Annotated in this window: 22 protein-coding genes; 16 read left to right on the top strand and 6 right to left on the bottom strand. The window is 68.5% G+C overall.

Features of this window, described 5'->3' with window-relative positions; genetic code table 11:
- Positions 1-13 precede the first annotated feature (13 nt).
- Both znuA and dapB read left to right on the top strand, forming a co-directional pair.
- On the top strand, positions 14-970 hold the full coding sequence (gene znuA, locus ACCD06_RS33005; protein ID WP_413346590.1) for a zinc ABC transporter substrate-binding protein ZnuA: 957 nt from the start codon (positions 14-16) through the stop codon (positions 968-970).
- A gap of 76 nt (positions 971-1,046) precedes the next feature.
- Complete coding sequence (gene dapB / locus ACCD06_RS33000; protein ID WP_413346588.1) at positions 1,047-1,844, top strand: 4-hydroxy-tetrahydrodipicolinate reductase; 798 nt, start codon at positions 1,047-1,049, stop codon at positions 1,842-1,844.
- Between the two features lie 35 nt (positions 1,845-1,879).
- Here dapB and ACCD06_RS32995 read toward each other — a convergent pair whose 3' ends face one another.
- From ACCD06_RS32995 to ACCD06_RS32975, 5 genes are all read right to left on the bottom strand, one after another.
- A complete protein-coding gene (locus tag ACCD06_RS32995) occupies positions 1,880-3,454 on the bottom strand; it encodes an HD domain-containing phosphohydrolase (RefSeq protein WP_413346586.1) in 1,575 nt (524 codons plus the stop codon).
- Between the two features lie 123 nt (positions 3,455-3,577).
- On the bottom strand, positions 3,578-4,204 hold the full coding sequence (locus ACCD06_RS32990) for a LysE family translocator (RefSeq protein ID WP_413346584.1): 627 nt from the start codon (positions 4,202-4,204) through the stop codon (positions 3,578-3,580).
- 97 nt (positions 4,205-4,301) lie between these two features.
- Entirely contained in the window at positions 4,302-6,083 is a 1,782-nt protein-coding gene (locus ACCD06_RS32985) for a glycosyl hydrolase family 17 protein (RefSeq protein ID WP_413346582.1), read from the bottom strand.
- Between the two features lie 415 nt (positions 6,084-6,498).
- Entirely contained in the window at positions 6,499-7,272 is a 774-nt protein-coding gene (locus ACCD06_RS32980; RefSeq protein ID WP_109073373.1) for a ferredoxin--NADP reductase, read from the bottom strand.
- A gap of 256 nt (positions 7,273-7,528) precedes the next feature.
- Positions 7,529-8,971 (bottom strand): helix-turn-helix domain-containing protein, encoded by a 1,443-nt coding sequence (locus ACCD06_RS32975; RefSeq protein WP_109073374.1) that lies wholly within the window; start codon positions 8,969-8,971, stop codon positions 7,529-7,531.
- A 331-nt stretch (positions 8,972-9,302) separates the two neighbouring features.
- Between ACCD06_RS32975 and aceA the strand changes: the two genes are divergently transcribed.
- The 14 genes from aceA (at position 9,303) to paaK (ending at position 25,256) form a co-directional block, all read left to right on the top strand.
- Positions 9,303-10,580, top strand: coding sequence for an isocitrate lyase (gene aceA / locus ACCD06_RS32970; RefSeq protein ID WP_109152186.1), 1,278 nt, complete (start codon positions 9,303-9,305; stop codon positions 10,578-10,580).
- Between the two features lie 571 nt (positions 10,581-11,151).
- Positions 11,152-11,715 carry a DJ-1/PfpI family protein gene (locus ACCD06_RS32965; RefSeq protein WP_042697580.1) on the top strand — a complete coding sequence of 188 codons (564 nt, stop codon included), beginning with the start codon at positions 11,152-11,154 and terminating at the stop codon, positions 11,713-11,715.
- A 239-nt stretch (positions 11,716-11,954) separates the two neighbouring features.
- Positions 11,955-13,652: a methyl-accepting chemotaxis protein gene (locus tag ACCD06_RS32960; protein WP_413346579.1), complete on the top strand. Its 1,698-nt coding sequence runs from the start codon at positions 11,955-11,957 to the stop codon at positions 13,650-13,652.
- 461 nt (positions 13,653-14,113) lie between these two features.
- The gene (gene paaA, locus ACCD06_RS32955; protein ID WP_413346577.1) at positions 14,114-15,127 is read left to right on the top strand and encodes a 1,2-phenylacetyl-CoA epoxidase subunit PaaA; all 1,014 of its coding nucleotides are present in this window, start codon (positions 14,114-14,116) and stop codon (positions 15,125-15,127) included.
- Positions 15,128-15,153: 26 nt separating this feature from the next.
- Complete coding sequence (gene paaB, locus ACCD06_RS32950; RefSeq protein ID WP_085092120.1) at positions 15,154-15,441, top strand: 1,2-phenylacetyl-CoA epoxidase subunit PaaB; 288 nt, start codon at positions 15,154-15,156, stop codon at positions 15,439-15,441.
- Positions 15,441-16,205 (top strand): 1,2-phenylacetyl-CoA epoxidase subunit PaaC, encoded by a 765-nt coding sequence (gene paaC, locus ACCD06_RS32945; protein ID WP_413346574.1) that lies wholly within the window; start codon positions 15,441-15,443, stop codon positions 16,203-16,205. The genes paaB and paaC overlap by 1 nt, the downstream gene beginning before the upstream one ends.
- 7 nt (positions 16,206-16,212) lie before the next feature.
- On the top strand, positions 16,213-16,734 hold the full coding sequence (paaD, locus tag ACCD06_RS32940; RefSeq protein WP_413346572.1) for a 1,2-phenylacetyl-CoA epoxidase subunit PaaD: 522 nt from the start codon (positions 16,213-16,215) through the stop codon (positions 16,732-16,734).
- Positions 16,735-16,900: 166 nt separating this feature from the next.
- A complete protein-coding gene (gene paaE, locus ACCD06_RS32935) occupies positions 16,901-17,980 on the top strand; it encodes a 1,2-phenylacetyl-CoA epoxidase subunit PaaE (protein ID WP_413346570.1) in 1,080 nt (359 codons plus the stop codon).
- Between the two features lie 27 nt (positions 17,981-18,007).
- Positions 18,008-19,687: a phenylacetic acid degradation protein PaaN gene (paaN, locus tag ACCD06_RS32930; RefSeq protein ID WP_109073380.1), complete on the top strand. Its 1,680-nt coding sequence runs from the start codon at positions 18,008-18,010 to the stop codon at positions 19,685-19,687.
- Positions 19,684-20,490 carry a 2-(1,2-epoxy-1,2-dihydrophenyl)acetyl-CoA isomerase PaaG gene (gene paaG, locus ACCD06_RS32925; protein WP_109073381.1) on the top strand — a complete coding sequence of 269 codons (807 nt, stop codon included), beginning with the start codon at positions 19,684-19,686 and terminating at the stop codon, positions 20,488-20,490. Before paaN ends, paaG begins: the two co-directional genes overlap by 4 nt.
- Positions 20,490-22,049: a 3-hydroxyacyl-CoA dehydrogenase PaaH gene (paaH, locus tag ACCD06_RS32920; RefSeq protein ID WP_413346567.1), complete on the top strand. Its 1,560-nt coding sequence runs from the start codon at positions 20,490-20,492 to the stop codon at positions 22,047-22,049. The genes paaG and paaH overlap by 1 nt, the downstream gene beginning before the upstream one ends.
- A 112-nt stretch (positions 22,050-22,161) precedes the next feature.
- Complete coding sequence (gene paaI, locus ACCD06_RS32915) at positions 22,162-22,605, top strand: hydroxyphenylacetyl-CoA thioesterase PaaI (protein WP_413346565.1); 444 nt, start codon at positions 22,162-22,164, stop codon at positions 22,603-22,605.
- A gap of 54 nt (positions 22,606-22,659) precedes the next feature.
- Positions 22,660-23,868 (top strand): 3-oxoadipyl-CoA thiolase, encoded by a 1,209-nt coding sequence (pcaF, locus tag ACCD06_RS32910; RefSeq protein ID WP_413346563.1) that lies wholly within the window; start codon positions 22,660-22,662, stop codon positions 23,866-23,868.
- Positions 23,869-23,930: 62 nt separating this feature from the next.
- Positions 23,931-25,256, top strand: a complete 1,326-nt coding sequence (paaK, locus tag ACCD06_RS32905) for a phenylacetate--CoA ligase PaaK (RefSeq protein ID WP_413346561.1) — start codon at positions 23,931-23,933, stop codon at positions 25,254-25,256.
- A gap of 16 nt (positions 25,257-25,272) precedes the next feature.
- Here the strand turns inward: paaK and ACCD06_RS32900 are convergent, their stop codons facing one another.
- Positions 25,273-25,935, bottom strand: a complete 663-nt coding sequence (locus ACCD06_RS32900) for a MarC family protein (RefSeq protein WP_109152197.1) — start codon at positions 25,933-25,935, stop codon at positions 25,273-25,275.
- Between the last annotated feature and the right edge of the window lie 351 nt (positions 25,936-26,286).

Raw genomic sequence — 26,286 nt, 5'->3', positions numbered from 1 at the left:
GAGGATCCCTCCCATGCGCCTTACCGCGCTGTCCGCCATTCTGACTGCGGCCCTTGCCGCAACCGCCTCCCTGCCGGCCTGGGCCGAGGCTCCGAAGGTGGTGGTGTCGATCAAGCCGATCCACTCCCTCGTCGCTTCGGTCATGCACGGGGTGGGCGAGCCGACGCTGCTGGTCCGCGGCGGCGCCTCCCCGCACAGCTACACGATGAAGCCGTCGGACGCGAAGGCGCTGTCGGCCGCCGATCTGGTGGTCTGGGTCGGCCCCGAACTGGAGGGCTTCCTGGAAAAGCCGCTGCAGGCCAACGCGCCGAAGGCGACGCGGCTGACCCTGATGGACCTGAAAAGCCTGACCCTGCTGCAAGCCCGCGAGGGCGGCGCCTGGGAGCCCCACGACCACGGCCATGAGCAGCACGACCACAAGGATCACGCCCATGGCGATCACGAGGACCACGAGGAACTGAACAGCCATATTTGGCTCGATCCCGCCAACGCCCGGGCCATCGTCACGGCGACGGCGGACGCGCTGGCCGCCAAGGATCCGGCCGATGCGGAAGCCTTCCGCACCAATGCCGACCGCACACTGCAGGCGCTCGACGCGCTGGACGCGGAACTGAAGACGACGCTCGCACCGCTGAAGGACAAGCCCTTCGTCGTCTTCCACGACGCCTACCAGTATTTCGAGGCGCACTACGATCTGTCGGCGGTCGGTTCCATCACCGTCAGCCCGGACCGCCGCCCCTCGGCCAAGCGGCTGTCCGCCATCCGCGCCAAGATCGCCGGTCTGAACGCCGCCTGCGTCTTCTCCGAGCCACAGTTCGAACCGACCCTGGTCCGCACGGTGGTCGAGGGCACCAGGGCCAAGACCGGCGTGCTCGACCCCGAAGGCGCCGACCTGCCGGAAGGCGAAGCGCTCTACCCCACCCTGATGCGCAACCTCGCCGCATCGCTGCGCGGCTGCCTTGGCGCTTAAGCCCCGGCCGGGCCTGTGCTAAACCGCTGGAAGGGCGGGAAAGCCGGCCGGCAGAGCTGAACGGAGGATGGGCGTCATGAAGATCGGTGTCGTCGGGTGCGCGGGGCGCATGGGCCAGATGCTGGTGCGCGAGATCGCGGCGACCGCGGGCTGCACGCTGGCCGGCGGGACCGAGCGGGTGGGCGGCCCGGCGCTGGGCAAGGATCTGGGCCTCCTGGCCGGGATCGACCCGCTGGGCGTGACCGCCATCGACGACCCGGTCGCCCTGTTCGCGGAGGCGGACGCGGTGATCGACTTCACCAGCCCCGAATCGACGGAGCGTCACGCGGCGCTGGCCGCCCAGTCGGAAACCGTGCTGGTCGTCGGCACCACCGGCCTGAACCCGTCGCAGCAGGCGGCCATCGCCACCGCCGCCACGCACACCGCCATCGTCCAGTCGCCCAACATGTCGCTGGGCGTCAACCTGCTGCTGGCGCTGGTGGAGCAGGTCGCCCACACGCTGGGCGACGATTTCGATATCGACATCCTGGAAATGCACCACCGCCGCAAGGTTGATGCGCCGTCGGGCACCGCGCTCGGCCTTGGCCGCGCCGCGGCGGCCGGGCGCGGGGTAAAGCTGGAGGATGTCTGGCAGAAGGTGCGCGACGGCCACACCGGCGCCCGCCCGCGCGGCGAGATCGGCTTCGCCACCCTGCGCGGCGGCGACGTCATCGGCGACCACACAGTGATCTTCGCCAGCGACGGCGAGCGGGTCGAGCTGACCCACAAGGCGTCCGGCCGCGGGATCTATGCCAAGGGCGCCGTCCGCGCCGCCCTGTGGGCGCAGGACAAGACCCCCGGCCTCTACAGCATGCGCGACGTGCTGGGCGTATAAGCTCCGGAGGGGCGCCTTTTGACGGGATGGGGGACCTACACCCCCGACCCGTCGCGCTCCAGCACCGTCAGGAAGGCGTCGACCACGCGCGGGTCGAAATGGCTGCCGGCCTCCGCCCGCAGCAAGTCCAGCACCTCGCCGATGTCCCACGCCTTCTTGTAGGGACGACGGTGCAGCAGCGCGTCGAACACGTCGGCGACGGCGACGATGCGGCCGGCCAGCGGAATGGCGTCGCCGGCCAGCCCCCGCGGATAGCCGCTGCCGTCGAACTTCTCGTGATGGCTCTCGGCGATCTCCGCCCCCATCGACAGATAGCCGCGGCGGTCGCCGCCGCAGGCGTCGCGCAGGATGTTGCCGCCGATCGACGCATGCTCGCGCATCACCGCCATCTCCGCCTCGTCCAGCCGGCCCGGCTTGCGCAGGATGGCGTCGGGGATGCCGACCTTGCCGACGTCGTGCAGCACGCTGGCCAGCCCGATGGTGTCGCAGAACCAGTCGTCAAGCTCCTCCGCGAAGGCGTTGCGGGCGTACAGCTCGCGGGCGATGGCGGTGGCCCAGCGGCCCAGCCGCTTCACATGGTCGCCGGTGACCTCGTCCTTGTATTCGGCCAGCTTGCCCAGCGCATGGACGGTGGCGATCTGCGCCTGGTTCAGCCGTTCATAGAGCCGCAGATTGTCCAGCCCGACCGCCGCCTTGGTGCAGAGCAGTTCCACCAGCGGCCGGTCGCCCTCGGCAAACGGGCCGCCGAGCAGGCAGAGCGCCAGCGGCGCGACGTCGCGGCCGCGCAGAACCGTCACCCCATGCCGGCTCCCCCAGCGCGCTTGACCGTCGCCCAGCGCCGCCACGATGTCGGCCACAACCTCCGTCGGCAGGTCGGCCGGCAGCCCGGCCTCCGCCACGATCGCCGGCCCGCCGCCCTCCCCCGGTCCGCACAGCAAGGCGGATTGTACGCCGGTCAGCAGCGCCGCCGCCCGCCCGACCAGCCCGGCGAGGAATTGCGAGCGCGAGCGCAGCCCGGCCAGATGGTCGGCCGCCTCCATCACCCGCTCCAGCCCCTGCCGGCCGCGCTCGATGGTGGCGATGTGCTGGTAGGAGCGCAATGCTGCGACGGCGGCGGTGTAGAGCTTCTGCGCCGTCAGCTCGCTCTTCGCCTTGTAGTCGTTGATGTCGTAGGCGGCGATCACCTGCCGTTCCGGCGCCTGCCCCGGCTGGCCGGTGCGCAGGATGATGCGGACCTGCCGGTTTCCCATCTCCTCGCGGATGTGGCGGACCAGCTTCAGCCCGGCGTCATCGGTCTCCATCACCACGTCCAGCAGGATGGCGGCGATGCCCGGATGCTCGACCAGCAGCGACCGCGCCTGCCGCGCGGTGTAGGCCGACAGGAAACGGACCGGCCGCTCCTCGAAGCTCATCTCGCCCAGCACGACGCGGGTGATGGCGTGGACCTCGTGGTCGTCATCGACGATCAGGATCAGCCAGGGCGGATTGTGCCGCACGCGGTCGGCGGCGTCCTCGGTCTCGGCGGCGAATTCCAGAACATCGCTCGCCGACCCCCGCCGGCCGTCATCCGCGCCGTCGCCGTTCTCGCCCCTGTCGCAGCCATCGGCCATCACCGCCTCCGCGGTTCGATTCGCTTCGGCCGGCGTCCCGAAAATTACCGGCGCGTGCATCCCCCAATGCACCGACAATTTTCGATGAAGTTATGATGATCTGTCAACAAACCGGCATCCGCGTCAGGCCGTCCGCTTCCAGGCGACGGTCAGCAGCCCGGCCGCCATCAGCAGCGACCCGCCGATCCGGTTGACCGCCCGCTGCACCGACGGCCGCCGCACCGCGCGCCGCGCCGCCGAAGCCAACAGGGCATAACCGGCGGCGTTCAGCGTCGCCAGCACCAGGAAGGTCGCCTCCATCACCACCATCTGCCCGGCCAGTGGCCGGCCGGTGTCGAGGAACTGCGGCAGGAAGGCGACGAAGAAGACGATGCTCTTGGGGTTCAGCGCGGTGACGGCATAGGTGTGCAGCATCATGCGCCAGGGCCGTACCGCCGATTCGTCGGCCACCGTCTCCACCCCCTTGACCGGCGCCCGCCACAGCTTGAGGCCGAGATAGACCAGATAGGCGGCACCGATCCATTTCAGCACGGTGAACAGCGCCGCCGAGGTCGACAGCAGCACCCCCAGCCCCAGCATGGAGGCGGTCATCGCCGTGAAGTCGCCCAGCGCCACCCCCGCCACCGTCGCCATAGCCGATTGCCGCCCATGGCCCAGCGCATAGGACACGACGATCAGCACCGTCGGTCCGGGGATCATCAGCATGATGGCGGAGGCGGCGGCAAAGGCGAGCCACAGATCGGGGGACATCGGACGGGTCTCCGGAAGGCCAGGAACCCGTCCATCAATCCACAGCGCGGCGGCCGGCGCAATGGCTAGCTGGCGGCCGGCTGGCGGCCGGCTGGCGTCAAATCCGCCGCAGCGGACGCCGGGCGCTCCACACACCGGCCAGGAAGGGCAGCGCCAGCAGGATCTGCAGGGCGGCCCAGCCCAGCGCTTCCCAGTTCGGCCGCGTCCAATCGACCTCGTGCAGCGCCTCCATGAACGGAAGCTGGCCGTAGATCAGCGATTCGAGCGGCACGAAACCCTCGGCCAGCACCGTCAGCAGCGCCCCCAGCAGCAAGGCGAAGCCCAGGGCCGATTCGACCGGCAGGCGGCGGACGGCACCGCACAGGCCACGCGGCTCGCCGTCGGCGACGGGAACGGCCGGACGGAACAGGCTGGCGATGCCCAGCGCGCCCTGCGTCTCCGTCCCAACCGGCCGGCGGGCGGCGCGGATCAGCCCCAGCGCCGGCAGCGCCACCGCCGGTATCAGCAGATACGGGTTGGGGAAATCGCGATAGCGGCCGTCGAAGACGATCAGCAGCGACCAGACCAGCGCCGCGACGCCCAGCGCAACGGCGCTCCACCGCCCCACCCGCTCGGTGCGGGTCAGGGCCGGGCGGGCGTGGCGCAGGCCGACCAGCGGCTCCTGCGCCAGACCGCCGCTCGCCAGCGTGCGGTGGGCGGTCAGTAGCACCGCCAGCGCCAGGGCGGCGGTCAGCGCCAGCATCACCACGGCCAGCGTGGTGTCCTGCCAGTAATGCTTGCCATGCTCCGCCACGAAGGCGGCGCGGACATAGAGGGTCGACAGCGCCTGCGCCAGCAGGATCAGCGCCACCCAGCCGGTGCCCGGCAGATGGCGGCGCAGCAGCGCCAGCCCGCCCAGCAGCACCAGAGCCAGCCCGCTGGACGCCGCGAACAGCCAGGGCCACGCGACATTGCCGACGACCGGCCCGGCCAGCGAGAACTTCGGCGTGCGGTCGGCGTTGTACAGGCCCCAATGGCCGCCGACGGTGCCCTCAAGCTTCGCTTTCCATTCCTGGTCGAAGGCCTCGATCACGTTGTAATCAAAGCCCTCCTGCTCGGCCATGCGGACGAAGGCGTTGACGAACTTCGCCTTGTTGACCAGCCCCGGCACGGCGGCCCCGCGCGAGCGGCCTTGCGTCGGCCAGCCGGTCTCGCCGACCAGGATCGGCTTGCCGGGGAAACGGTGGGCGATGGTGCGGTAGCTCTGGCGGATGCGCTCGGTGGCGCCCTCCACGCCGGCCGGCACATCCTCCCAATAGGGCAGCAGATGGATGGTCAGGTAATCGACATGGTCCGCGATCTGCGGGTATTTCAGCCACCATTCCCAGACGTCGGCATAGGACACCGGCTGCTTCACCGCCGCCTTGACGCGGTCGATGTAGCCGGCGACCTGCTCCGGCGTCAGCTCGCGGCGCAGCAGCACCTCGTTGCCGACGATGACGCGGGTGATGACGTCGGGGTAGCGGTTGGCGAGGTCGATCAGCGAGGCGATCTCCGCCTCGTTCTTGTCGGTCCGCGAGGACAGCCACGCCCCCATGGTGACCTGCATGCCATGCTTGCGCGCCAGTTCCGGCACCACCTGCAAGCCTTCCAGCGAGGTGTAGGTGCGGATGCCCGCCACCTGCGGAGCGAGGGCGACCATGTCCTCCTCGATCTGGGCGGTGGAGGGCAGGACGCCGGTCAGCGGGCTCTGCCCGTCGCGGAAGGGCGCGAAGGACACGCTGCGCAGCTTGCCCCCCGGCGGCGGGTCGAGCGGCACCGGGCGGTTCGGCAGGGACCAGACGGCGAGATTCGCGAGGCCGGCGACGATCATCGCGGCGAGGATGAGGATCAGGCGCATGGGCGGGATGTCTACACCAAAGGCTTGACGGTTTGAACGGTGACCGTCGCACCAACAGGCCGGACGGCGATTTTATTCACCGATGCGGACAGAAAATGGGCGCGCCCCCCGGAGGAGGCGCGCCCAGTCGGTCAAGGATTGAGTGACGTGCCTTCGTCACGGAACTGTAAACCGGCGGGAGGGGGAGTTTATTCCGGCGGGGGAGTGACTTTATGGAGTAAGTTAGACCCCCACCTAACCTCCCCCGCTTTCAGCGGACCTACGGTCCGCCTGCCGCGTCAGCACAAAGCATAGCTTTGTGCGAGAGCTGGGCGGGGGAGGGACTGCCGCCGCTCTCCCGAACAAGCACTTGTCCACTCCCCCGCCCAGCGGGGGAGGGTTAGGGTGGGGGCATCGAAGCCGACACCCACCCTCCTCACCGCTCCACGAACGCCTTCTCGATGACGAACCCGCCCGGCTCGCCGTTGGTGCCCATGACGAAGCCGCGCTTTTCCATCATCGCGGTGGTCTCGGCCAGCATCGCCGGGCTGCCGCAGATCATCACGCGGTCCTTTTCGGCGTCCAGCTCCGGCAGGCCCAGGTCGGTGAACAGCTTGCCGGTTTCCATCAGCGTGGTCAGGCGGCCCTGGTTGCGGAAGGGCTCGCGCGTCACGGTCGGGTAATAGAGCAGCTTTTCCTTCACCTGCTCGCCGAAGAACTCGTTCTCCGGCAGGCTGTGGTGGATCAGGTCGTCATAGGCCAGTTCCGCCACGGTGCGGGTGCCGTGGGTCAGGATCACCCGGTCGAACTTCTCGTACATCTCCGGGTCCTTGATGATGCTGAGGAACGGCGCCAGGCCGGTGCCGGTGCTCAGCAGATACAGGTTCCGCCCGGGAAGCAGGTTGTCGGTGATCAGCGTGCCGGTCGCCTTGCGGTTCACCAGCAGCGTGTCGCCTTCCTTCAGGTGCTGCAGGCGCGAGGTCAGCGGGCCGTCCTGCACCTTGATGCTGAAGAACTCCAGCGTCTCCTCGTAATGCGCGCTGACGAGGCTGTAGGCGCGCAGCAGGGGCCGGCCTTCGACCTCCAGCCCGATCATGGTGAACTGCCCCGGCAGGAAGCGGAAGGACGGATCGCGCGTGGTGGTGAAGCTGAACAGCGTGTCGGTCCAGTGGTGAACGGTCAGCACGCGCTCTTTGATCAAGTTGCTCATTTGGGCGTTCCAGAAAGGGGGGCGTTCCAAAACCCGTCGAGGCCAAGCTCGGTTGGCGGTGTTCAATACCAAAGTCCGGGACGCTGCGTTCAGGTGGCCGGTGCGCGAGGACGCGAGCGGAGCTGCCGCGACGCAACGGCCGAAACCTATCAACAAACCCGGTCAAAGGCCACGGATTTCTACCAGTCGAATGACGGGCTTTCCGGCAAACAACACAAACGACGCCGTACAACATTGATCCCGGTCAATTCGCCTGCTATTCCGCACTGGGCGGCGCGAACAGGTAGGGGGAGAGGCCGCGCAGGTTCTCATCGACGATAAGCCGATGATTCAGCGGCGGAAACGCCCGCTGCGAACAATCCAGCCGCGGGCAGAGCCGGCAATTCACGCCGATCGGCGTCGCCGCGTCGGTGTTGGACAGGTCGAACCCGTCCGCATAGGTGACCTGAGCCGCATGCTGGACATCGCACCCCAGCGCGACGGCGAATTGCTGCGGCGGGCTGCGGTGGCCGCCGCCGGCCTTCACCACCGTGCGGGCGATGGAGAAGTACGCGGTGCCGTCCGGCATCTCCGCCATCTGGCTGTGGATCTTGCCCGGCGTGCGGAAGGCTTCATAGACGATCCAGCGCGGGCAGCCGCCGCCGAAACGGGCGAAGTGGAAACCGGCGCCGGAAAAGCGTTTCGACACGTTGCCGGCGCTGTCCACCCGCATGAAGAAGAAGGGCACGCCCTTGGCCCCCGACCGGTGCAGCGTGGTCAGCCGGTGGCAGACCTGCTCGAACGACGCATCGAAGCGCCGCCGCAGGATCTCGATGTCGTAGCGCAGCTGGGTCGCCGCCTCGTGGAAGCGGTCGTAGGGCATCAGCACCGCCGCCGCGAAGTAGTTGGCCAACCCGATGCGGGTCAGCCGCCGCGCCTCGTCGTCCGACAGGTTGGCGGCGTCGACGATGCCGTTCAGCAGATCACGGTGGCGCAGCAGCGCGATCTGGCAGGCGAGCTGGAAGGTGCGGCCCGACGGCGCCAGCATCTCCGACAGCAGGATGCGCCGGCTGTGGCGGTCGAAGCGCCGCACCGCATAGCCCATCACCTCCGACGGCAGCAGGCGGACGCGCACGCTGTGCTGGGTGTTCAGCCAGTCGACCAGCCCGCGATAGAGGTCGCCGCGCTCCAGCTTGCCGTCCTGCCACAGGCTTTCCGCCGCCGCCTCCAGCTCCGGGAAATGGTTGGAATGGGCCTGGAACAGGTCGCGCACCTCGTCCTGCGGGAAGCCGGTGGCCTGCACCAGATGCAGCTTCTCGCGGTCGGCCACCCGCTCCGCCAGCGCCTGCAGATCGTCACGCGCCCCTCGGAAGCCGCGATAGAGCGCCACCACCGCCTGCCCCAGCGTCGGCGCCACCGCCGCCAGTTCGCGAAAATCCTGGTTCTTAATGTCGGAGCCGTCGAACAGCGGGTCGGCGAACACCTCGCGCAGGCCCGCCACCAGGCGGCTTTCCTCATCCTCGGCGAAGGCCTGCAGATCGACGCCGAACTGCTGGCCCAGCTTCAGCAGCAGCGGCACCGTCACCGGGCGCTGGTTGTGCTCGATCAGGTTCAGATAGCTGGGGGAGATGCCCAGCTGTTCGGCCATCTGCGCCTGGGTCAGGGCATGGTCGCGGCGCAGGCGGCGGACCTTCGGACCCAGCATCGCCTTCTTTTCCATAGTCGCCACGATCAGCCCCCCAACCAGTTCTCTGGATTTCAGTTCTCTGGCTTTACAAGATTTACGGATTTACAGGATTGTGAAGACGGCAGTTTACAAACGGACCTTTTTACAAACAAGGGCTTATTGCAACGCACTCAAGGCAGGTTTAAGTCTTGGTTCACGGCCGCGCTGTAAAGCGAAAGCGGCCCCGAAGACGGAAAAGTGCAGATGAAACCGGCGGGAGGAAACGCCGCTGCACAACAGCCGCAGGGACCGACAAAAGGCCCGCCCCGAGACCCCAGTTCCGCCCCGATCAACCGGGCGCACCGGACAACAAGGAACCTGACCCATGTCGCTCGATGAAAAGACCAAGGCCGCCATCCACGCCGCCCGTTACGAGGGCATCCGCCGCGACTACACCATGGACGACGTCAAGCGTCTGAGCGGCTCGGTCAAGATCGAGTACACGCTGGCCGAGCTGGGCGCCCGCCGCCTGTGGGAGCTGCTGAACACCGAGCCCTACATCAACACGCTGGGCGCGCTGACCGGCAACCAGGCGATGCAGGCGGTCAAGGCCGGCCTGAAGGCCATCTACCTGTCGGGCTGGCAGGTCGCCGGTGACGCCAACACGGCCGGCCAGATGTATCCGGACCAGAGCCTGTATCCGGTGAACTCGGTCCCGGCGGTCGTCGAGCGCATCAACAACACCTTCAAGCGCGCCGACGAGATCCAGACCTCCGAGGGCAAGGGCGACACCTACTGGTTCGCGCCGATCATCGCGGATGCCGAGGCCGGTTTCGGCGGCCCGCTGAACGCCTTCGAGCTGATGAAGTCGATGATCAAGGCCGGCGCCGCCGGCGTGCACTGGGAAGACCAGCTGGCTTCGGAAAAGAAGTGCGGCCACCTCGGCGGCAAGGTTCTGATCCCGACGCAGCAGCACATCCGCACGCTGAACGCCGCCCGTCTGGCCGCCGACGTCTGCGGCACCTCGACCCTGGTGATCGCCCGCACCGACGCTGAGTCGGCGCAGCTCATCACCTCGGACATCGACGAGCGTGACCATCCCTTCATCGACTTCGACAGCGGCCGCACCACCGAGGGCTTCTTCCGCCTGAAGAAGGGCATGGGCGTCGATCACTGCATCGCCCGCGGCCTGTCCTACGCGCCGTATTCGGACCTGATGTGGTGGGAGACCTCCAAGCCGAACCTGGACGAGGCGCGCCGCTTCGCCGAGGCCGTGCACAAGCAGTTCCCGGGCAAGATGCTGGCCTACAACTGCTCGCCGTCCTTCAACTGGAAGGCCAATCTGGACGACGCCACCATCGCCAAGTACCAGCGCGAGCTGGGCGCGATGGGCTACAAGTTCCAGTTCGTCACGCTGGCCGGCTTCCACAGCCTGAACTACTCGGCCTTCACCCTCGCCAAGGGTTACGCCGAGCGCGGCATGGCCGCCTACTCCGAACTGCAGCAGGCCGAGTTCGCGGCCGAGAAGGACGGTTACACCGCCACCAAGCACCAGCGCGAAGTCGGCACCGGCTACTTCGACGCGGTCGCCACGGCGATCTCCGGCGGCACCTCCTCGACCACCGCGTACAAGGACTCCACCGAGGCTGACCAGTTCCATTGATCGCAGGTTCCGATCATCGGGATTGGTCCGTGATCCAGTGTGCGAGCTGGATCTTTTCGAACGGCTGATGCTTTGACTTGCCGACGGCCGGGGGCCTTCCCCCTGGCCGCTTTTTTGTGCCCAAACGGATCCGGCAAGGGTCATCGGAGATAATTCCCCGGCGAAGCCACGCCCCTATGGTATGGCAGCTCTGCGCCGCATCAACCGGTGGTACGGCCAGACTGGCCCGAAAGTCTTGAACTGGGCTGGAAAATGCCGGCAAATCCACTGTCGGGGCCGGTTTCAGGGCGGCGGCGGCCTTGGGTGCGCCGCGGAATCCCTTGTTGACTTGGAACGGCATCGGGACCAATTAAGTCCGCATGCTGAAAACAAACCGATCCGGGACGTAAAGGTCCCACACGCCGGCACCCGACCTCGGGCTCCCGGCGGGCGGAACTGGCCGCCGCGCATTCCCGTGCGCGGCGATGACCGTTTCCCGACCGCCACTTGCCCCGGCGGGTTCTCCCCTGGCCTACATGCCATCGGAGATGCTCCGGCGTTCTTTGGTGAAACGATGAAAGGACAAGACAGTATGGATCAATCGCTCGCAGGAAAGTCCATCGCCATCCTCGTCTCCAACGGCTTCGAAGAAGCGGAGATGACCGAGCCGCAACGCGCCCTGATCAAGACCGGCGCCACGCTGCGTACCATCTCCACCGAGACGGGTCTGGTCAACGGCTGGCACGGCAAGTCCTGGGGCCATTACTTCCCGGTGGACAAGCATCTGAGCGAGGCGCTGGGCGCCGACTTCGACATGCTGCTGCTGCCGGGCGGTGAGCGCAGCGTGGCGAAGCTGCAGCAGTCGGCCCACACCCGCCGCATCGTCGGCCACTTCCTGGATGCCGGCAAGCCGATCGCCGCCATCGACCAGGGCATCCAGCTGCTGGCGATCCCCGGCAAGCTGCGCGGCCGCCTGCTGGCCGCCCCGGAAGCCTACCGCGCCGACCTGACCGCCGCCGGCGGCCGGATCAGCGACGAGGCGCTGGTCGTCGACGACATCACGGTCTCGGCCCTGGGCCAGGACCAGCTGAACGAGTTCGTCGAAGCCGTGGTGAAGCTGTTCACCGAGCTGGGTTCCGTTCGCAAGGCCGCCTGATCTCCATCCTCAGCCGGTCCCGAAACGGCCGCCGCACCAACGGGGTGGGGCGGCCGTTTCGTTTTGGGGTCCACCCCCACCCGGGCCGTGACAATTGCCCGGTTCTCCGCGATCTCCGACCATTTCACTCACCTTCCGCGTTGATAATTTTAAACGTTCGGATTAGTAAGATTGAGGGTCGAATAATTCCTTCGGGCAGGATGATGTCTTGCCGGAAGCTTGGCGGAGGTGCGGACAAATTGGCTAAAATTCGTGCATTTGGACGTCTCACCATCCGCGCCAAGATCATCGTCGCCGTGCTCGGCACCGTGGTGATGGCCGCCGCCTTCGGACTGTTCACGCTCAGCCGGCTGGAAATCCTAAACAATGCCGCCGAGACGATGCGCAGCCGATCGCTGCCGGCGACCCAGCTGGCCGGTCAACTGACCTCCGCTGCGCAAGGCCATCGCATCGCCGAGGCCGCCTATGCGCTCGCCACCAACGAGATGCAGGTGAACCAGGCCGAGAAGGGCTGGACCGACGCGGTGGCCGAAGTGACGGCGCGCCGTCAGGCCGCAGGATCCCGCTTCACCGGCGGCGAGGGTGCGGCGCGGCTGGCGGCGTTCGACGAGGCCTGGACCGCCTACGCATCGGCCGCCGAACGGGTGCGCAGTCAGGCCCGCGACGGCAATGCCCAGTCCGCCGTCAGCGTCTTCAAGCGCCCCAGTGCCGTCGCCTTCGCCCGCGTGCAGGAAGCTCTTGACGCTCTGGTCGAAGGCACGATGGTCGATGCCGGCGCGGTGGCCGACCAGGGCGCAGCGGTCTACAGCAGTGCCCACGGCATGGTGCTGGGCGGGGTGACGCTCTGCACGCTGCTGGCGCTCGGCTTCGGCGCCGTTCTGGTGCGCGGCATCTCCCGCCCGATCCTCGATGTCGCCAGTTCGCTGGAGCGGCTGGCCGCCCGCGATTTCACCGCCAGTTTCGAAGAGGGCCGCCGCGACGAAATCGGCCGCATGGCCACCGCCGCCCGTGTCTTCCGCGACACCATGCTCGACACCGAACGCCTGCAGCAGGAGCAGGAGCGGCTGAAGACCGCCGCCGCCGAGGAACGCCGCCGCGAGCTGCGTACGCTCGCCGACGGCTTCGAGGCGACGGTGAAGCGCCTTGTCGAGGCGCTGTCCGCCTCCACCGCCGAAATGGCCGCCGCCTCCACCGCGATGGCGGAGGGCGCAGCCGAGACGGCGCGCCATTCCGACGCGGTGTCGTCGGCGGCCGGCCGCGCCTCGGCCAATGTCGACAGCGTCGCCGCCGCCACCGCCGAACTGTCGGCCAGCTTCGCCGGCATCTCGCAACTGGTCGCCGATTCCGCCGGCATCGCCGCCGACGCCACCCGCGATGCCGAACGCAGCACCGCCGTGATGGGCAGCCTCGCCGAAGCCGCGGAAGAGATCGGCAAGGTGGTGGACATGATTTCCGGCATCGCCGGCCAGACCAATCTGCTGGCGCTGAACGCCACCATCGAGGCGGCCCGCGCCGGAGAAGCCGGCAAGGGCTTCGCCGTCGTGGCGAGCGAGGTCAAGCAGCTCGCCGGCCAGACCGCCAAGGCGACCGCCGAGATCCAGGCGCGCATCGCCGAAATCCAGAGCGCGTCGGGCACCGCGGTCGACACCATCAGCGCCGTCACCCGCACCATCGCCCGCCTGAACGAGATCGCGGGCGAGGTCGCCGCCGCGGTCGAACAGCAGAGCGCCGCGGTGGGCGAGATCGCGGCCAACATCCAGGACGCCGCCGACGGCACCCGCACGGTTTCCGACAACATCGCCGCCGTCACCGCCGCCGCCGCGTCCGCCGAACAGGCGAGCAGCGTCATGGTGCGGTCGGTCGACACCGTCACCGGCGATGCCGGTCGGATGCGGCAGGAGGTGGACGGGTTCCTGGGGGCGCTGCGGGCGTCGTAAGCCCCCCATCGATCCTCCCCTGCCTACGGCGAGCCCGAGGGCCGTCGCAAATACCACATAAAGCAAGCCGGACACCCGTCGGACAGATGGGGGGCCGGCAGAGGGCGCATGCGGACGTGGCGGACTCCTGCCACTCCGCCGCCCAAACCAGAGCGCCGTTGTCGGTTATAAACCCGGCAGCGCCCCTCCCCCTTCGCCTTGCCTCTTCCGCATCGCACAAAATTTGAAAAACTGCGCCACCCGTGTATCGGTGGAGGCGCAATCGTGCCCGCATCAGGCGGAGCACGGCCCAAAGCATGCCTGCGCACCTCGACACAAGTCATTGAAATAAAACGTTATTTTCTAAGCCCACCACTCCACCCCGAAAGCGACACACAAATCCGCTTTACAGTCTTTGATCTGTATCATATTTTGCTTTCAGAAAATGTTCGCTGGACACGCGATCCATCTCGGGGATGCCGATGTACACGCAGGGTTTGGATGCCAAGACCGAGCAGGGCGCTCAACCGTCTCCCCGTTTGGTGACGGAACAGGAAGCCGCTCTCCAGGGCCGCTTCCAGGAGCGCGTCGACGCCGAAGAGAAGATCGAACCGCGCGACTGGATGCCGGAGGGCTATCGCCGCACGCTGGTCCGCCAGATTTCCCAGCACGCCCATTCGGAAATCGTCGGCATGCTGCCGGAAGGCAACTGGGTCACCCGCGCGCCGACTCTGCGCCGCAAGGTGGCCCTGCTGGCCAAGGTGCAGGACGAGGGCGGGCACGGCCTCTACCTCTACAGCGCCGCCGAGACGCTGGGCGTGTCGCGCGACGAGCTGGTCGGCCAGCTGCTGTCGGGCAAGGCCAAATATTCCAGCATCTTCAACTACCCGACCCCGACCTGGGCCGACATCGGCGCCATCGGCTGGCTGGTCGACGGTGCGGCGATCATGAATCAGGTGCCGCTCTGCCGCTGCTCCTACGGGCCCTATGCCCGCGCCATGGTCCGCATCTGCCGGGAGGAGAGCTTCCACCAGCGCCAGGGTTACGAACTGATGCTGGCGCTGGCCCAGGGCACGCCGGAGCAGAAGCGGATGGCGCAGGACGCGCTGAACCGCTGGTGGTGGCCGTCGCTGATGATGTTCGGCCCGTCGGACGACCAGTCCGCCCACTCCGCCCAGAACATGGCCTGGAAGATCAAGCGCTTCTCCAACGACGAGCTGCGCCAGCGCTTCGTCGACGCCACGGTGCCGCAGGCGGAGTTCCTCGGCCTGACCATCCCCGATCCGGAGCTGCGCTTCAACGCCGAGACCGGCCATTACGACTTCGGTGCCATCGATTGGACCGAGTTCAACGAGATCCTGAAGGGCAACGGCCCCTGCAACCGCGAGCGCATCGAGGCCCGCCGCAAGGCGTGGGACGACGGCGCCTGGGTGCGCGAGGCCGCCGTCGCCCATGCCGCCAAACGCAAGCAGCGCGCCCTGAAGAAGGCCGGCTGAGCCAAGAAATCCGAGGGAACGAGACCATGGACCGTAAAGACTGGCCGCTGTTCGAGATCTTCATCCGGCCGAAGAACGGGTTGTCGCACAAGCATGTCGGCAGCCTGCACGCCGCCGACGCCCGCATGGCGCTGGACAACGCCCGCGACGTCTACACCCGCCGCGGCGAGGGCGTCAGCATCTGGGCGGTCCCAGCATCCAGCATCGCCGCCTCCGACCCGTCGGAGAAGGCCAGCCTGTTCGATCCGGCCGACGACAAGGTCTATCGCCACCCGACCTTCTACGACATCCCCGCAGACGTGAAGAATATCTGATGAGCGCGGATCTCAAAGAGGCCCTGTTCGCATACACGCTGCGGCTGGGCGACACCTCGCTGGTGCTGGGGCACCGGCTGTCGGAATGGTGCGGCCATGCGCCGGAGCTGGAAGAGGACATCGCGCTGACCAACGTCGCGCTCGACCTCGTCGGCCATGCCCGCATGCTGCTGACCTATGCCAGCGAACTGGAGGGCAAGGGCCGCGACGAGGATCGCCTCGCCTACCGGCGCGACGTCTTCGACTACCGCAACCACCTGCTGGTCGAGCAGCCCAACCGCGACTTCGGCCACACCATCGTCCGCCAGTTCCTGCACGATGCTTGGTCGGTGGAGCTGTATGAGCGGCTCTGCGCCTCGAAGGACGAGACGCTGGCCGGCATCGCCGCCAAGGCGGTGAAGGAAGTGCGCTACCATGTCCGCCACAGCGGCGACTGGCTGGTGCGGCTGGGCGACGGCACCGACGTCAGCCATGCCAAGGTCGCCGACGCGCTCGGCCGCCTCTGGCCCTACACCGGCGAGATGTTCGAGCGTGACGAGGCCGAACAGGCGCTGGTCGCCGCCGGCATCGTCCCCGACCCGGCCGGGCTGAAGGCCGCTTGGGCCGCCCGCGTCGAAACCATTCTGGAGGAGGCGACGCTCGACCGCCCGGCCGATGGCTGGATGCAGAAGGGTGGCCGCCGTGGCGAGCACAGCGAACATCTCGGCTATCTGCTGGCCGAGATGCAGTTCCTGCCGCGCGCCTATCCCGACGCGAATTGGTGAGGGCGAGATGCCGGATGCAGCGGGCTGCTGGGGACCGGAACCGGACGCCGATGCGGTCGTGAAGGCCGCCTGGGACGCGCTGGCCGGGGTGATGGATCCGGAGATCCCGGTGCTGAGCATCGTCGATCTCGGCATCGTCCGCGCGGTGTCGGCCGACGCGGACGGCCGGCTGTCGGTGGCCCTGACGCCGACCTACTCCGGCTGTCCGGCCACCGACGTGATCGTGCTGGAGGCGGAAACCGCGCTGGCCCGCGCCAAGCTCGACGCCCGCGTCTCGGTGGTGATCGCCCCGCCCTGGACGACCGACTGGATCAGCGACACCGGCCGCGAAAAGCTGGCCGAGGTCGGCATCGTCCCGCCGCCGTCCTCCGGCAAGCGGTCGCTGACCGCGCCGGACGAGGTGATCGCCTGCCCGCGCTGCGGCTCGCAGGACACCCGCCAGATCAGCCGCTTCGGCTCCACCGCCTGCAAGGCGCTGCACGCCTGCAACGCCTGCCTCGAACCGTTCGACGTGTTCAAATGCCATTGATGAGTGGTCGCTGCGCTTGCCCCCACCTAACCTCCCCCGCTGGGCGGGGGAGGGACTGCCGCTACCTTTCCCAACAAGCACTTGCTCCCTCCCCCGCCCAGCGGGGGAGGGTCGGGGTGGGGGCAAGTGCCGCGACCACTCAACCGGCCCGACCGAGGACCACCCCATGACCAGCCCCAGCTTCCACCCGCTGACCATCCGCGAGTGCCGCCGGGAGACCGCGGACACCGTGTCGATCGCCTTCGACGTGCCGGCCGATCTCGCCGACCGCTTCCGCTTCGTCCAGGGCCAGTACCTGACCCTCAAGACCCACATCGGGAACGAGGAGGTGCGGCGTTCCTACTCCATCTGCTCCGGCGTGGGCGAGGGCGAACTGCGCGTGGCGGTGAAGAAGGTCGATGGCGGCCTGTTCTCCACCCACGCCAACCAGTCGCTGGCGCCGGGCGCGGTGCTGGAAGTGATGACGCCGATGGGGCGCTTCCACACCCCCATCGACCCCGATGCGGCGCGCACCTATGTCGCCTTTGCCGCCGGCAGCGGCATCACTCCGGTGATGTCGATCCTGAAGACCGTGCTGGCGCAGGAGCCGAAGAGCCGCTTCGTGCTGGTCTACGGCAACCGCACCGTCTCCTCCATCATCTTCCGCGAAGAGCTGGAGGATCTGAAGAACCGCTATATCGGCCGGCTGGTCATCCACCATGTGCTGAGCCGCGAACCGGAAGAGGCCGGGCTGCTGGGCGGCCGCATCGGCGCCGGTCTGGTGCGCGAACTCTGCGCCGGCCCGCTCAAGGCCGAGGATATCGACGCCGCCTTCCTCTGCGGCCCCCAGCCGATGGTGGAGGAGGTGCGCGACGCGCTGGCCGCCTGCGGCACGCCGCCCGCCAACATCCATGTCGAGCTGTTCGGCACCACGACCGCCGCGCGGCCCACGGTCAGGAAGGTGGCGACCGACACCCCCACCGATGCCGCGACCATCGCCATCCTGCAGGACGGCAAGCGCAAGGAATTCACGCTGCCCTATGACGGCGAGAGCATCCTCGACGCCGCCCACCGGCATGGCGCCGACCTGCCCTATTCCTGCAAGTCCGGCGTCTGCTGCACCTGCCGCGCCAAGGTGCGCGAAGGCAAGGTGGAGATGGCCGAGAACTACTCGCTGGAGCCTTGGGAGGTCGAGGCCGGCTATGTCCTGACCTGCCAGTCGCGCCCGCTGACCGAACGGGTCGTCATCGACTTCGACGCCGCCTAATCAACGAGAAAAAGGAAACGCCCCGCCATGACCACCACCCCGCAAGCGCTGTTCGAGACGCACGAGGCGACACTGCAGAAGGCCGTCGAGGCCTGCCGCAGCCGCGCCTACTGGTCGGCCTTCCCCGAAATGCCGAGCCCGCGCGCCTATGGCGAGACGGCGGCGGCCGATGGCGAGGCGGCCTTCGCGGCCTACCGCGACAAGCCCTTCGAGCTGGACCAGCCGGGCGTCACCGGCACGGCGGGTGGTGAGCGCTCGCCCTTCGGCTTCGACCTCGGCATCACCTATCCGGTGTCGGACGTCGATGCGCTGGTCAAGGCGGCCAAGGCGGCAATGCCGGGCTGGCGCAAGGCCGGGCCGAACGGCCGCGCCGGCGTCTGCCTGGAAATCCTGAAGCGGTTGAACGCCCGCAGCTTTGAGATCGCCAACGCGGTGATGCACACCACCGGGCAGGCCTTCATGATGGCCTTCCAGGCCGGCGCGCCGCATGCCCAGGACCGCGGGCTTGAGGCGGTGGCCTATGGCTGGAAGGCGATGACCGACCAGACCCCGACGGCGCGTTGGGAGAAGCCGCAGGGCAAGAACCCGCCGCTGGTGATGGACAAGCGTTTCGAGGTGGTCGGCCGCGGCGTCGGGCTGGTCATCGGCTGCGCCACCTTCCCGACCTGGAACGGCTATCCCGGCCTGTTCGCCAGCCTCGTCACCGGCAATGCGGTGATCGTGAAGCCCGGCCCGACCGCCATCCTGCCGCTCGCCATCACCGTAAAGATCGCGCGCGAGGTTCTGGCGGAATGCGGGCTCGACCCCAACATCGTCACGCTCGCCATCGGCGACACCGTCGCCAAGGATCTGGCGCTGCGGCCCGAGGTGGCGGTGATCGACTACACCGGCTCCACCGGCTTCGGCGACTGGCTGGAGCAGAACGCCCGTCAGGCCCAGGTCTACACCGAGAAGGCCGGCGTCAACACGGTGGTGATCGACGGCACCGACGACCCCAAGGGCATGGTGCGCAACCTCGCCTTCACGCTCAGCCTCTATTCCGGCCAGATGTGCACGACGACCCAGGTCATCTTCGTGCCCAAGGACGGCATCCAGGCCGGGCCGGAGCGGATGAGCTTCGATCAGGTCGTCTCAGCACTGGCCGGCGGCGTCGACAAGTTCCTGTCCGACCCGGAACGCGCGGTGGAGGTTCTGGGCGCCATCCAGTCCGACGCCACGCTGGCCCGCATCGACGAAGCCGCCAAGCTCGGCACCGTCGTGCTGCCGTCGCGCGCCATCACCCATCCGAAATTCCCGGACGCCCGCATCCGCACCCCGCTGATCCTGACCATGGATGCGGCCGACGAGGACAAGTACGGCCATGAGCTGTTCGGCCCGATCTCCATCATCGTGAAGACCGACAGCACCGCCGACAGCCTGGAGCGCGCCGCCCGCCTGACCCGCACCAAGGGCGCCCTGACCACCGGCCTCTACAGCACCGATCCGCAGCTGATCGAGCAGGCGACCGACCTGTTCGTCGAGGCCGGCGTCGCCCTGTCGGTCAACCTGACCGGCGGCGTCTTCGTCAACCAGTCGGCGGCCTTCAGCGACTTCCACGGCACCGGCGCCAACCCGGCGGCCAATGCGGCGCTGTGCGACCTCGCTTTCGTCGCCAACCGCTTCCGCGTGGTGCAGAGCCGCGTTCCGGTTCTGGAGGCCGCCCAATGAGCGACCGGCAGACCACCGACAAGACCATCCTTCTCGACATCGCCGACGGCGTCGCCACCATCACGCTGAACCGGCCCGACCGGCTGAACAGCTTCACCGCGGCGATGCATGAGGAGCTGCGCGAGGCCGTCGGCGAGGTGCGCGACGACAAGGCCGTGCGCTGCCTGCTGCTGACCGGCGCCGGGCGCGGCTTCTGCGCCGGGCAGGATCTGTCCGACCGCGCCGTCGCGCCGGGCGCCCAGGGTCCGGACCTCGGCGTGTCGATCGAGACCAACTACAACCCGCTGGTCCGGTCCTTGCGCGCCCTGCCGATGCCGGTCATCTGCGCCGTCAACGGAGTCGCCGCCGGGGCGGGCGCCAACATCGCGCTTGCCTGCGACATCGTGCTGGCGGCGCGGTCGGCCAGCTTCATTCAGGCCTTCTGCAAGATCGGGCTGATCCCCGACAGCGGCGGCACCTGGACCCTGCCGCGTCTGGTCGGCCATGCCCGCGCCATGGGCCTCGCCATGCTGGGCGACAAGGTGTCAGCTGAGCAGGCGGAAGCCTGGGGCATGATCTGGAAGGCGGTGGACGACGACAGGCTGATGGCAGAGGCGGGCGCGCTCGCCCGCCAGCTCGCCACCCAGCCGACGCGCGGCCTCGCCCTCATCAAGCAGGCGCTCAACGCCTCCTCCGCCAACGACCTCGACACCCAGCTGGACCTGGAACGCGATCTCCAGCGCGAGGCCGGCCGCACGCACGACTACCGCGAGGGCGTCGCCGCCTTCGTCGAAAAGCGCGCGCCGAAGTTCGAGGGGCGGTGATGGCGGCGCTCGATCCTTCCGTCACCGTCGCGGTGGTCGGGGCCGGCGCCATGGGCCAGGGCATCGCCCAGGTCGCGGCGCAGGCCGGCCACCCGGTCCTGCTGGTCGACACCCGCCCCGGCGCCGCGCAGGCCGCCGTCGAGTCCATCGCCAAGGCGCTAACCGCCCTGGTCGAGAAGGGCAAGCGCACGGCGGCGGAGCGTGACGCCACCGTCGACCGCCTGCGCGCGGTGAACGGCCTGTCCGATCTCGCCCCCGCCGGTCTGGTGGTGGAGGCCATCGTCGAAGACCTCGACGTCAAGCGCCGCCTGTTCGCCGAGCTTGAAGGCATCGTCGGCGTGGGCGCCATCCTCGCCACCAACACCTCGTCGCTGTCGGTCACCGCCATCGGCGCCGGGGTGCAGCGGCCGGAACGGCTGGCCGGCCTGCATTTCTTCAATCCGGCGCCGCTGATGGCGCTGGTGGAGATCGTCAGCGGGCTCGCCACCGACGCCGCGGTGCTCGATACGCTGTTCGACACGGCGAAGGCTTGGGGCAAGAGCCCGGTGCGTTGCCGCTCCACCCCCGGCTTCATCGTCAACCGGGTCGCCCGCCCCTTCTACGCCGAAGGGCTGCGGCTGGTGCAGGAGCAGGCGGCCGATCCCGCCACCATCGACGCCGTCGCCCGCGAGGCCGGCGGCTTCCGCATGGGGCCGTTCGAGCTGATGGACCTGATCGGCCATGACGTGAACTTCGCCGTCACCCGCTCGGTCCACGCCGCCTATTTCGGCGACCCGCGCTTCCAGCCCTCACTGATCCAGCAGGAGCTGGTCGAGGCCGGGCGCCTCGGCCGCAAGACCGGCCGCGGCTTCTACGACCACAGCCCCGGCGCCGCCAAGCCGGTGCCGCGCAGCGCCGAACCCGCCGCCAAGCCGCAGCGTGTCACCGTGCAGGGCGACCTCAGCCCCGCCGCGTCCCTGGCCGGGCTGCTACGCGAGGCCGGCGTCGCCGTCGAGGAGACCGCCGGCCCCGGCGTGCTCGTCGCCGATGGCGTCACGCTCGCCCTGACCGACGGCCGCACCGCCACCGCCCGCGCTGCCGAGGACGGCATCGCTCCCTTGGTGCTGTTCGATCTCGCGCTGGACTACGCCAAGGCGACCCGCGTCGCGCTGGCCCCCGCCGACGGGACGCCGTCCGAAGCGGTCACCGTCGCCGTCGGGCTGTTCCAGGCGCTGGGCAAGGCGGTGTCGGTGATCGACGACGCCCCCGGTCTGGTGGTGATGCGCACCGTCGCCATGCTCGCCAACGAGGCGGCGGACGCGGCGATGCAGGGCGTCGCCAGCGCCGCCGACATCGACATCGCGATGACCAAGGGCGTGAACTACCCGCTGGGTCCGCTGGCCTGGGCCGACCGCATCGGCCTGCCCCATGTGCTGGCCGTGCTCGACGCACTGGCCCGCACCTATGGCGAGGACCGCTACCGGGCGTCGGCCCTGCTGCGCCGAAAGATCTCCGCAAGCCTCATACCCTCTCCCGCCCCGGGAGAGGGAAGGGGCCCAAGCGGAGCTTGGGAAGGGTGAGGGGTGATCCAAGACGGACGCACCTGATCCTTGGATCACCCCTCACCCGGCGCCTGCGGCGCCCCCCTCTCCCGGGACGGGAGAGGGATTCAAGAAGCAAGGAGCTTTCCGCATGACCACCGCTCCCCACAATCCCCAATCCCTCGCCGAAGCGGTCGGCCGCGGCATGTACGAGCGCGACCATTGCGCCCAGGCCCACGGTATCGAGCTGCTGGAGATCGCCCCCGGCTATGCCCGCATGGCGATGACCGTGCGCAAGGACATGGTGAACGGCCACGACATCGGCCATGGCGGCATGACCTTCACGCTGGCCGACACCGCCTTCGCCTATGCCTGCAACGCGGCGAACGAGGTGACGGTGGCGGCGGGCTGCTCCATCACCTTCCCGGCTCCGGCCAAGCTGGGCGACGTGCTGACCGCCGAATGCCGCGAAGTGCACAAGCGCGGCCGCTCCGGCGTCTATGACGTCACCGTCACCAACCAGGACGGCACGGTGGTCGGCCTGTTCCGCGGCCAGTCGGCGCGCATCGCGGGGACCGTGATCCCGGTCGAATAGCTGCCCCTAGCGGCCACGGTCACGATCCCCATCTGATAGTTTCTGGAGCGAACCATGCGTGAAGCCTACATCTGCGATGCCGTCCGCACCCCCTTCGGCCGTTACGGCGGCGGGTTGGCTCCGGTGCGCCCGGACGACCTCGCCGCGGTGCCGCTGAAGGCCCTGATGGAGCGCAATCCCGGCGTAGAATGGTCTGCCGTCGACGACGTGATCCTCGGCTGCGCCAATCAGGCCGGTGAGGACAACCGCAACGTCGCCCGCATGGCGGCGCTGCTGGCCAGTCTGCCCGAGGCGGTGCCCGGCACCACGGTCAACCGCCTCTGCGGCTCCGGCATGGACTCGATCGGCATGGCCGCCCGCGCCATCAAGGCGGGCGAGGCCGAACTGATCGTCGCCGGCGGCGTGGAGAGCATGACCCGCGCCCCCTTCGTCATGGGCAAGTCCGACAGCGCCTTTTCCCGGCAGGCCGAGATCTTCGACACCACCATCGGCTGGCGCTTCGTCAATCCGCTGATGAAGGCGAAGTTCGGCATCGACAGCATGCCGGAGACGGCGGAGAACGTCGCCGCCGACCACAACATTTCCCGCGCCGACCAGGACGCCTTCGCCGTCCGCAGCCAGCAGCGCGCCGGCCGCGCCCAGGAATCGGGCCGCCTCGCCCGTGAGATCGTCCCGGTCAGCATCCCCCGCCGCAAGGGCGAGCCGATCATCGTCGCCGCCGACGAGCATCTGCGCCCCGACACCACGCTGGAGGCGCTGGCCAAGCTCTCCACCCCCTTCCGCAAGGAAGGCGGCAGCGTCACCGCCGGCAACGCGTCGGGCGTGAATGACGGGGCCGCCGCGGTGATCGTCGCCTCGGCCGACGCGGTGAAGCGCTACGGCCTGACCCCGCGCGCCCGCGTCGTCGGCACCGCGGTGGCCGGCGTGGCGCCGCGCGTCATGGGCATAGGCCCGGCCCCGGCGACGCAGAAGCTGCTGGCCCGCCTCGGCCTCTCCATCGGCGACGTCGACGTGATCGAGCTGAACGAGGCTTTCGCAGCGCAAGGCCTCGCCGTGCTGCGCATGCTGGGCCTGCCCGACGACGCCGAGCATGTGAACCCCAACGGCGGCGCCATCGCTCTCGGCCACCCGCTGGGCGCCAGCGGCACCCGTCTGGTCGCCAGCGCGGTGATGGAATTGGAAGACCGCAAGGCGACCCGCGCGCTCTGCACCATGTGCATCGGCGTCGGCCAGGGCATCGCCATGATGGTGGAGCGGGTCTGAACAAAAATCGGCATCACCGGCCGCCAAGCGCCGGGCATCAGTACGAAGGGGAGAAGCGCACCATGTCCATCATGACCGATACCGGCGTTAACCAGGGCGCGAAAGCCGGCATGGACCGCTACGAGTTCGCCAGCCGTGACGAGATCGTGGCGATGCAGACGGAGCGGCTGGCATGGTCGCTCCGCCATTCCTACGCCAACGTGGCCCCCTTCCGCGCCAAGTGCGAGACGAAGGGCGTCCATCCCGACGATTTCAAGGAACTGAAGGATCTGGCGCTGTTCCCCTTCACCGTGAAGGACGACCTGCGCCAGGCCTACCCCTTCGGCATGTTCGCCGTGCCGATGGAGGACATCGTGCGCGTCCATGCCTCCAGCGGCACCACCGGGCGGCCGACGGTGGTCGGCTACACCAAGGGCGACATCGACGTATGGGCGGAGGTCGTCGCCCGCTCCATCCGTGCCGCCGGCGGCACGCGCGGCGACCGGGTGCACATCGCCTACGGCTATGGCCTGTTCACCGGCGGCCTCGGCGCCCATTACGGGGCGGAGCGGCTGGGCTGCACCGTCATCCCGATGTCGGGCGGCCAGACCGAGAAGCAGGTCCAGCTGATCCAGGATTTCAAGCCGACCATCATCATGGTCACGCCGTCCTACATGCTGAACATCGCCGACGAGATGCGCCGCCAGGGCATCGACCCGCGCAGCACCAGCCTGCGCGTCGGCATCTTCGGCGCCGAGCCCTGGACCGGCGCGCTGCGCGAGGAGATCGAGCGCACCTTCAACATCCACGCCGTCGACATCTACGGCCTGTCGGAGGTGATGGGTCCGGGCGTGGCGTCGGAATGCGTCGAGACCAAGGACGGCCCGGTGATCTGGGAGGACCATTTCTATCCCGAGATCATCGACCCCGACAGCGGCGAGGTGCTGCCCGACGGCTCCTACGGCGAGCTGGTCTTCACCACCCTGACCAAGCAGGGCATGCCGGTCATCCGCTACCGCACCCGCGACCTGACCCGGCTGCTGCCGCCGACGGCGCGCGGCATGCGGCGGATGGACAAGATCACCGGCCGCTCCGACGACATGCTCATCATCCGCGGCGTGAACGTCTTCCCGACCCAGGTCGAGGAGCTGATCTGCAAGATCCCGGCGCTCGCCCCGCACTATGAACTGGTGGTCAGCCGCGACGGCCACATGGACAATCTCGCCGTCCGGGTGGAGATGCACGAGGACATCCACCCGTCGGAATGGGATGGCCACGCCAAGCACCTGCAGCACTCGATCAAGTCGCTGATCGGCATCAGCACCCGCGTCGAGGCCGTCGAACCCGGCGGCATCGCCCGGTCCATCGGCAAGGCCAAGCGCGTGCAGGACCTGCGTCCGAAGGCTTGAGGTCAGCCCTTCGCCCTCAGCCCTTCTGCGACAGCAGCGGGAAGGCGTCCAGAACACCGGTCAGCAGGATCTGGACGCCGACGCAGAACAGCAGGAAGGCGAACAGCCGCGTCAGCACCCGCACCCGCGTCGGACCCAGGAAGGCGACGATGCGGTCGGCGGAGCGGTAGGACAGCCAGACCAGGGCGGCAATCGCCAGCGCCGCCCCCGACATGCCCAGGAAGAACTCCATCAGCCCGCCGGCCCCGTGCGTCGGGCGGGTGGAGCCCAGCGCGATGGCGACCGAAATGGTGCCCGGCCCGGTGGTGAAGGGGATCGTCATCGGGAAGAAGGCCGATTCCGCCAGCCGGTCGTTGTCGCCGGTCGGGGCGGCCTGTTCCTGCTTGCGCGCCTCGTGCCGTTCCGGCGCGGTCAGCAGCGCCCAGGCCCGTTCGGCCACCACGAAGCCGCCGGCGATCCGCAGCGCCGCCATCGACACGCCGAAGAAGTTCAGCACATAGGCACCCGCCCACAGCGCGGTCAGCATGACGATGGCCGAATAGATGCTGACCAGCCCGGCCAGCCGCGCCCGATCGCGTGGACTGCTGTCCGCCGTCACCTGACTGAAGATCAGCGCCATCGCCAGCGGATTGACGATGGAGAACAGGGCGGTGAAGGCGAGCAGGAAACTGTCGAGCATGGGACCCGTGCATTTGTCGGCCGTCCGAACAGTTAGCGGGGACGGGGCAGGGCTGGCAAGGGCATAGCTTCCCTCTCTCCCCAACCACCAATCCCCTCTCCCCCCGGGGAGAGGGTTAGGGTGAGGGGGTCGCAAGGCGAGGATTCCCACAAAAGTCCGGCATGTGCATCCCCCTCACCCCGACCCTCTCCCCGGGGGGGAGAGGGAGATTTCCCCACCTCTGCCCGAAAATTCACCACCCTCTCACTCTCCGCCCGAAAATTGTGCGCCCCTCGCAAAGCACACCCGCCGGACCGCTGTCCATCCCGTCAGTTCCTGTCTCGATGGACAGGTTTTCTCTTCGCAATAACA

This window comes from Azospirillum sp. CT11-132 (assembly GCF_047302835.1).
Taxonomy (GTDB): Bacteria; Pseudomonadota; Alphaproteobacteria; order Azospirillales; family Azospirillaceae; genus Azospirillum.
This window is presented reverse-complemented; position numbering and strand designations above follow the sequence as displayed.